Annotated in this window: 9 protein-coding genes; 1 reads left to right on the forward strand and 8 read right to left on the reverse strand. The window is 67.6% G+C overall.

The window, feature by feature from the left end:
• From VFL64_RS06145 to VFL64_RS06180, 8 genes are all read right to left on the reverse strand, one after another.
• Positions 1-650, reverse strand: a 650-nt coding sequence (locus tag VFL64_RS06145) for a class I SAM-dependent rRNA methyltransferase (protein WP_489539494.1), incomplete at its 3' end; no start/stop codon positions are given.
• A gap of 26 nt (positions 651-676) precedes the next feature.
• Positions 677-1,114, reverse strand: a complete 438-nt coding sequence (locus tag VFL64_RS06150; protein WP_489539495.1) for a hotdog fold domain-containing protein — start codon at positions 1,112-1,114, stop codon at positions 677-679.
• Positions 1,111-1,545 carry a MarR family winged helix-turn-helix transcriptional regulator gene (locus tag VFL64_RS06155; protein ID WP_489539496.1) on the reverse strand — a complete coding sequence of 145 codons (435 nt, stop codon included), beginning with the start codon at positions 1,543-1,545 and terminating at the stop codon, positions 1,111-1,113. Before VFL64_RS06155 ends, VFL64_RS06150 begins: the two co-directional genes overlap by 4 nt.
• Before the next feature lie 144 nt (positions 1,546-1,689).
• Positions 1,690-2,634, reverse strand: coding sequence for a tyrosine recombinase XerC (gene xerC, locus VFL64_RS06160; RefSeq protein ID WP_489539497.1), 945 nt, complete (start codon positions 2,632-2,634; stop codon positions 1,690-1,692).
• 1 nt (position 2,635) lies between these two features.
• Positions 2,636-3,313: a DUF484 family protein gene (locus VFL64_RS06165; RefSeq protein ID WP_489539498.1), complete on the reverse strand. Its 678-nt coding sequence runs from the start codon at positions 3,311-3,313 to the stop codon at positions 2,636-2,638.
• Entirely contained in the window at positions 3,310-4,167 is an 858-nt protein-coding gene (dapF, locus tag VFL64_RS06170; protein ID WP_489539499.1) for a diaminopimelate epimerase, read from the reverse strand. The genes VFL64_RS06165 and dapF overlap by 4 nt, the downstream gene beginning before the upstream one ends.
• Positions 4,168-4,187: 20 nt before the next feature.
• Positions 4,188-5,087 carry an LpxL/LpxP family acyltransferase gene (locus tag VFL64_RS06175; protein ID WP_489539500.1) on the reverse strand — a complete coding sequence of 300 codons (900 nt, stop codon included), beginning with the start codon at positions 5,085-5,087 and terminating at the stop codon, positions 4,188-4,190.
• Entirely contained in the window at positions 5,084-5,956 is an 873-nt protein-coding gene (locus VFL64_RS06180) for a lysophospholipid acyltransferase family protein (RefSeq protein ID WP_489539501.1), read from the reverse strand. Before VFL64_RS06180 ends, VFL64_RS06175 begins: the two co-directional genes overlap by 4 nt.
• A gap of 128 nt (positions 5,957-6,084) precedes the next feature.
• Here VFL64_RS06180 and metK point away from each other — a divergent pair, with 128 nt between their 5' ends.
• Positions 6,085-7,269: a methionine adenosyltransferase gene (gene metK, locus VFL64_RS06185; protein ID WP_489539502.1), complete on the forward strand. Its 1,185-nt coding sequence runs from the start codon at positions 6,085-6,087 to the stop codon at positions 7,267-7,269.
• Positions 7,270-7,308: the final 39 nt, after the last annotated feature.

Below are 7,308 nucleotides of genomic sequence, written 5' to 3' on the forward strand. Positions count from 1 at the left end.
CCGAAGTGGCGCACGGTGTCGGCGAAGAGCTTGCGGCTGTCGCGCTGGTCCAGATAGAAGCCGGTCTTGTGGCCTTCGGCCACGTCGAGCGTGAGCTTCCAGTCGTGTTCGCGGATGGTCAGTTCGGTATCACCATCGCCGCGCAGCCAGCCTTTCACTTCCGGCAGGCCTTCGAGGCCCCGCGTGCTGGCATCGCTGCGCTCATACAAGCGCGTGAGGCCGGTGGCCTGGAGCAGCAGGTCGGCGATTGCGCTCTTCCAGCGCTCGGCGCCGGCACTCAGGAACTGCGCGCTCAGCGTGTCGCCATAGCGGTCGACGATGAGGCCGGGCAGGCCGTCTGCCTCGCCGTGGATGAGCCGCATCGCGTCGCTCGCGATCGGCAGGCGGGCGCGGATGGCGATGGCCTGCGCGATGCGGCGCCCGAAGAAAGCCGCGTCGATGCGCTCGGCCTCGTCGAAGCTCCAGGCGCGCACGCGGATCTGCGAGCTTGGGCTGTACGAGGCCCACGCAAGAAAGCGGCCGTCGCGCGCGTTCACGCGCACCGTCTCGCCGGGGTCGGCCTTGCCTGAATGGATGCTGCTCTCGAAGACCCAGGGGTGGCGCTTCAGCAGCGAGCGCTCTTTGCCTTCGCGCAGGGTGATGGCTTTCATGGGCGCGATTGTCGCGCCATGAAAGCTCAGTGCTTGACGTTCATCGTGATCACGGCGCCCATCACCTTGGTACCTTCGGTGTCGTAGGCCGCCACCGGCACCTCGATGTTGCCGGGTTGCGACCAATCGACCGTCTCGGCCTCGGTCACCACGCGGATGTCGGTCTTGGCCTTGGCCAGGTACTGCACCGTCATGCCGATGGGCAGCCAGCGCGCGCCTTCGGGGATGGACACGTCGGTGCAGGTGCCGGCCACCAGCTCGGCGCCATTGCACAGGGCGATGGCGTGCACCGTGCCGATGTGGTTGTGCACCTTGCGCTGGTTGCGGATGCGCACCTCGGCAAAGCCCTTGCGCAGGTCGACGAACTTCGGCTCGATGCTGGCGAAATACGGTGCGACGTTGCCGATGGCGGCCGAGAAGTTCTCCGGGCCGAGCTGTCGGAAGAGGACGAGGTTCTGGCTCATTTGGCGGACTCCGTGGTGAAGCTGATGGAAGCGGCGTGGGCGAGGAAGCGCGCCACGACCGCGAGTTCGTCGTTGCTGAAACCCTTGGTGAGCTGGGCGTTCACGCGGGCCAGCAGCGGGTGGGCCTGCGCGAGCACCGCCCTGCCCTTGTCGGACAGGTACAGGCGCGTCGATCGGCCGTCCTGCTCGCAGGGCTGGCGCTGGATCAGGCCGTTGTCGACCATGCGGCTGACGAGGCCGGTGATGGCCGAGTTCTTGAGCTGCAGCTGCGCCGTCAGGTCCTTCAGCTGGCAGCCCTCCTGCGACCCGATGGCAAACAGCGCCACCACCTGGGTCCCCGACACATCCAGCTCGCCGCTGAACACCCGCTCCGCCGAACGAAACAGGTTCTGGCGCGCCTGGGCCACCAGATGAAAGAGACGCGGCTTCATCAGCCACCCATCGAATTACTACGCATATAAACTATATTAATACGCATGCGTAGCAAATGCAAGCGAAGCGAAGCATCCCTCAAGCAACACCCGCGGATCCGGCTCCGCCGGTCCGCTGGGTGGCGCCCCTCGGGGGCAGGAGCGTCAGCGACTGGGGGGCCTCTTCTTCGCGCGAGGGTGGGCGGCGTCGTACACCTTGGCCAGGTGCTGGAAGTCCAGCTTGGTATAGACCTGGGTGGTCGTGATGTTGGCGTGACCCAGCAGCTCCTGCACCGCACGCAGGTCGCCGCTGGATTGCAGCAGGTGCGAGGCGAACGAGTGCCGCAGCATGTGCGGGTGCACGTGCGTGGGCAGGCCAGCCTGCAGCGCACGCGTCTTCAGGCGCGAGCGCACCTGGCTGGCGGTGAGGCGGGTGCCGCGCTGGCTGACGAAGAGCGCCGGTTCGCCATGCGCTGCCAGCGCCGCGCGTTGCGCCAGCCACTCGCGCAATGCAGTCAATGCTGGCCCGCCGACCGGCACGCTGCGCCGCTTGTTGCCTTTGCCCAGCACGTGGGCGGTGGCATCGGCCGCGTCGATCCAGCCCGCCGCAGTGCCACTGGCTTGCACATCGAGGCCCACCAGCTCGCCGACACGCAGGCCGCAGCCGTACAGCAGCTCGACGATGCAGTGGTCGCGCGCCAGCAGCGCCGGGTCGCCCTCGCCTTCAGCGCTTTCGGCCAGCGCGACGGCCTGGTCGACCGACAAGGCCTTGGGCAGCGGCTTGGCGGCCTTGGGGGCGCGCACGCCTTCGACGGGGTTCAGCTCGACCAGGCCTTCGCGCCCGGCCCAGCGGTAGAAGCCGCGCCAGGCCGAGAGCGTGAGCGCGATGCTGCGCGAGGCCAGGCCTTGCGAATGCAGCTGGGCCGCCCAGCGGCGGATGTGGTGAACTTGTGCCGCGCGGATCGCCACGCCGGCATCGGCTGCGAACTTCTGCAGCCGCGCGAGCGACTCGCGGTAGAGCGCCAGCGTGCGAGGCGCGAGCCGGCGTTCGACTTCGAGGTGAACAAGATGACGCGCGATGTCGTCGTCGACATCCACCGCGTCACCCATCTCACTTCACCGGCAACAGGCGCGACAGCCCCGCGCTGGCGATCTCGCCGATGCGCGAGAGGAACTCGGTGCCCATGTCGGCGCTGTAGCGCGTGGGGTCGGGCGAGGCCAGCACCAGCATGCCGAAGGCATCGGGCGAGTCGCCGCTGCGCAGCGGGATCAGCGCCATCGACTGCACCAGGCGCGCGTCCTCCAGCCAGGAAGCGGCCTCGAAGCCCGAGTTGACGCCGCAGTACGGCAGGCTGAGGCTGGAGGCGAAGGTGCGTGCGTCTTCGCTCACCGGCTTGGCAAAGCCGAGCATGCTGAAGGCCTCCGCCGCGCCCCACACGCGGATGGCCGCCTGCGGGATCAGGAACTGGTGCTTGAGCTCGTTCACCAGCACCGACGGCAGGTCGCCCGGGTTGGGCGTGAGCATGATGGCGCGCGTCCACTTGTGCAGCTTGTCGGCGATGGCCACGTTCTCCTGGCCGTGGCGGATCATCTCGACGATGCGCTGCTCCAGGCCCTTGTGCTTGTCGCGCAGCATTTCCATCTGCCGCTCCTGCAGCGAGACGGCGCGCTGCCCATGTGGGCTGACGATCTGGATGGACGCCAGCAACTCCGCATGGCGCTCGAAGAAGCCGGGCGTGTTGGCCAGGTAGTTGGCGATGTCCTGCTCGGTGATGCCTTGGATGGTCACAGCTCGATCTCTCCTTCGTAGACGGTTTCGGCCGGGCCGGTCATGAGCACGTGGCTCTCACCGCCCTGCCATTCAATGGTCAATCGGCCGCCGCGGGCATCGACATCCACCTTGCTGTCGAGCAGGCCGAGGCGGATGCCGGCCACGACGGCCGCACAGGCGCCCGTGCCGCAGGCCAGCGTCTCGCCGGCACCGCGCTCGTACACGCGCAGGCGGATGTGGCTGCGGCTCACGACCTGCATGAAGCCGGCATTGACCTTGCGCGGGAAGTGGCGGTCCTGCTCGATCAGCGGGCCGTGGGTTTCGACCGGTGCGTGATCCACGTCATGCACCACTTGCACCGCGTGCGGGTTACCCATGGACAGCACGGCCACCTCGTCGACCACGCCGTCACCCACGTCGAGCGGCCACAGGTCAGCCTCGCCCTGGCGGCGCGGCTTCAGGCCGAGCGGATCGAAGGGCACCTGTGCCAGCCCGAAGATCGGCGCGCCCATGTCCACCGTCACGCGGCCATCGGCCTGCAGGCGCAATTCGAGCAGGGTGTTCATGGTGTCGACGCGGATCACCTGCTTGTCGGTGAGGTGCTTGTCGCGCACGAAGCGCACGAAGCAGCGGGCGCCGTTGCCGCACTGCTCCACCTCGTCGCCACTGCCGCCGTTGAAGATGCGGTAGCGGAAGTCGACGCCCGGCGTGCGGCTCTGCTCCACCACCAGAATCTGGTCGGCGCCCACGCCGAAACGGCGGTCGCCGAGCACGCGGTACTGCTCGGGCGTGAGATCGATGGAGGCCTGCGTGGCGTCGAGCACGACGAAGTCGTTGCCCGCGCCCTGCATCTTGGTGAAGCGTAGTCGCATGGATCGGATTATCCGCGCGCTCAGTAAAAGCCGGGCTCACCCGCCGGCCTTGTCTTGAAGCGCTTGTGCACCCACAGGTACTGCGCCGGGTTGCGGCGGATCTCTTCTTCGATCCAGCGGTTCATCGCGGTGGTGTCGGCCACGGCATCGTCGGTGGGGAAGTTCTGGAACGGCTCGCCGAAGCGCACGCGATAGCCCTGGCCACCGGGCAACATTTCGGCCACCACCGGCTGTACCACCATGTTGAGCGCGCGTGCCATGCGCGACGGGGCCAGCAGCGTGGCGGCGGGCACGCCGAAGAAGGGCACGAAGGCAGCGTCGCGCTCGCCGAAGTCCATGTCGGGCAGGTTGAAGAAGGCGTGGCCCTTGCGGATGGCACGGATCAGCGGCAGCGCCTTGTCGCTGCGCGGGAAGATCTCGGCCTTCTCGCCGAAGCGCAGGCGCCCCTTGCGGATGATGTCGTCCATCACCGGGTTGCTCTGCTGCTGGTACATGGAGCAGGCGTACTGGTCCTGGAACAGCAGCACCGCCACGCCGGCGACGTCGAGGCCCATGAAGTGCGGCACCAGCCACATCACCGGCTTCTCGCTGTGCTCGGCCAGCTTCACGTCGCCCTCGACGTGGATGTATTTCTTGAGCCGCTCGGCGGAGGCAAACCACAGCAGGCTGCGCTCGAGGAAGCTGCGCCCCAGCCACTGGAAGTGCGCACGCGCCAGGCGGCGGCGTTCGGCTTCGGGCTTCTCGGGGAAGCACAGCGCCAGGTTGCGCAGCGCCACCTTGCGGCGACCGCCGGCCAGCGGGTACAGCAGCAGGCCGAGGCCCCGACCCAGGGCCGCAAGCAGCGGCAGCGGCAGCAGGTGCAGCAGCCACATCACTCCCAACAGAAAGCGGGCACCCCAACTCGTCGCCAAACCATTCACTCCTGTTGCGGGGCTTCGGCCGCCGCGTCCTGCTGGCGCGGTGCCTTGTAGCGGTGATAGCCCCAGAGGTATTGCTGCGGGCATTGCAGGATCAGGCGCTCCATTGCGCGGTTGATCCGGGCTGCCGATTCTGCCGCGTCATCGGCGGGCAATTCGTCGCTGAAGGGGAAGAAGCGCAGCACGTAGCCATCGCCCCGCGGCAATCGCTCGGCCCAGGCCAGCAGCAGTTCGGCACCGGTCTGCTGCACCAGGCGGGCGGCCAGCGTCATGGTGTAGGCCGGCCGGCCGAAGAACGGCGCCCAGACGCCCATGCCCTCGGGCGGCACCTGATCGGGCAGCAGGCCCACCATCTGCCCGCGCCGCAGGGCGCGGATCATCTGGCGCACGCCCGCCAGGGTGGCCGGCGCAGCGAACAGATGCGGCCGCTCGCGTGAACTCTTCACGAGTTCGCGCAACCAGGGCTTGCGGGCCGGGCGGTAGAGCACGGTGATCGCGCTGCGGTCGGCGAAGCGCTCCGCCACGGCCTGGGCCGCCACCTCGAAGCAACCCATGTGCGGCGTCAGCAGCAGCACCCCCTTGCCGCGTGCCAGCGCCGCCTCCAGCAAGGCGATGTTCTCGAAGCGCATGCGCGGCAGGATCGGCTGGCTCGGCGGGCGCTCCCACAGGAAGGGCAGCTCGGCCACCATGCGCCCGGCCGAGGCGATGGCCGGCCTCCATTGCGCATCGCTCAGGCCAGCCTGCCGGGCGTTGGCCGCCATGCGACGGCGGTAAGTCGGCGATAGCCAATATGTCAACCACCCCAGCGCCGCACCCAGTGCTTGCAGAAAGCCCAAAGGAAGCCCCGCAAACCAGTGGAATAGGGTCAACATCAGTTTCCTATAATGCGGCCCATCGCCGAGTTATGAACTACTTGCGGGGCGATTCAAAAATCCTGCTAAAGCGTTCGCCGCTCAACCCATAGGCCGGCAACGCACCTGCAACCTACTGGAGTTTAAGAGTGTCGAACGATTTCCTTTTCACGTCCGAATCCGTCTCTGAAGGTCACCCCGACAAGGTGGCCGACCAGATCTCCGACGCCATTCTCGACGCGATCTTCAAGCAAGACCCCCGCTCGCGCGTGGCCGCCGAAACGCTGACCAACACCGGCCTCGTGGTGCTGGCGGGCGAGATCACCACCAACGCCCACGTCGACTACATCCAGGTCGCACGCGACACCATCAAGCGCATCGGCTACGACAACACCGAGTACGGCATCGACTACAAGGGCTGCGCGGTGCTCGTCGCCTACGACAAGCAGTCGAACGACATCGCCCAGGGCGTGGACCACGCCTCCGACGACCACCTCAACATCGGCGCCGGCGACCAGGGCCTGATGTTCGGCTACGCCTGCGACGAGACGCCCGAGCTGATGCCCGCGCCGATCTACTACGCCCACCGCCTCGTGGAGCGCCAGGCCCAGCTGCGCAAGGACGGCCGCCTGCCCTTCTTGCGCCCCGACGCCAAGAGCCAGGTCACGATGCGCTACGTGGACGGCAAGCCGCACAGCATCGACACCGTGGTGCTCTCCACCCAGCACGCACCCGACCAGAGCGAGACCCAGCACAAGATGAAGGCCTCGTTCACCGAAGCCATCATCGAAGAGATCATCAAGCCGGTGCTGCCCAAGGAGTGGCTGAAGGAAACCCGCTACCTGATCAACCCGACCGGCCGCTTCGTCATCGGCGGCCCGCAGGGCGACTGCGGCCTGACCGGCCGCAAGATCATCGTCGACACCTACGGCGGCGCCTGCCCGCACGGCGGTGGCGCGTTCTCGGGCAAGGACCCGTCCAAGGTCGACCGCTCGGCCGCCTACGCCGCCCGCTACGTGGCCAAGAACATCGTCAAGGCCGGCCTGGCAAAGCAGTGCCAGATCCAGGTGGCCTACGCCATCGGCGTGGCCAAGCCGATGAACGTGACGGTCTACACCGAAGGCACCGGCGTGATCCCCGACGAGAAGATCGCCGCGCTGGTCAACGAGCACTTCGACCTGCGCCCGAAGGGCATCATCCAGATGCTGGACCTGTTGCGCCCGATCTACAGCAAGACCGCCGCCTACGGCCACTTCGGCCGTGAAGAGCCGGAGTTCTCGTGGGAACGCACGGACAAGGCCCAGGCACTGCGCGCAGCGGCCGGCCTGAAGTGATGCCGGCTCGGGCGTAGAGCCCGGCGCTGCGCTTCAAAG

This window comes from Rhizobacter sp. (assembly GCF_035702065.1).
Lineage (GTDB): Bacteria > Pseudomonadota > Gammaproteobacteria > Burkholderiales > Burkholderiaceae_C > Rhizobacter.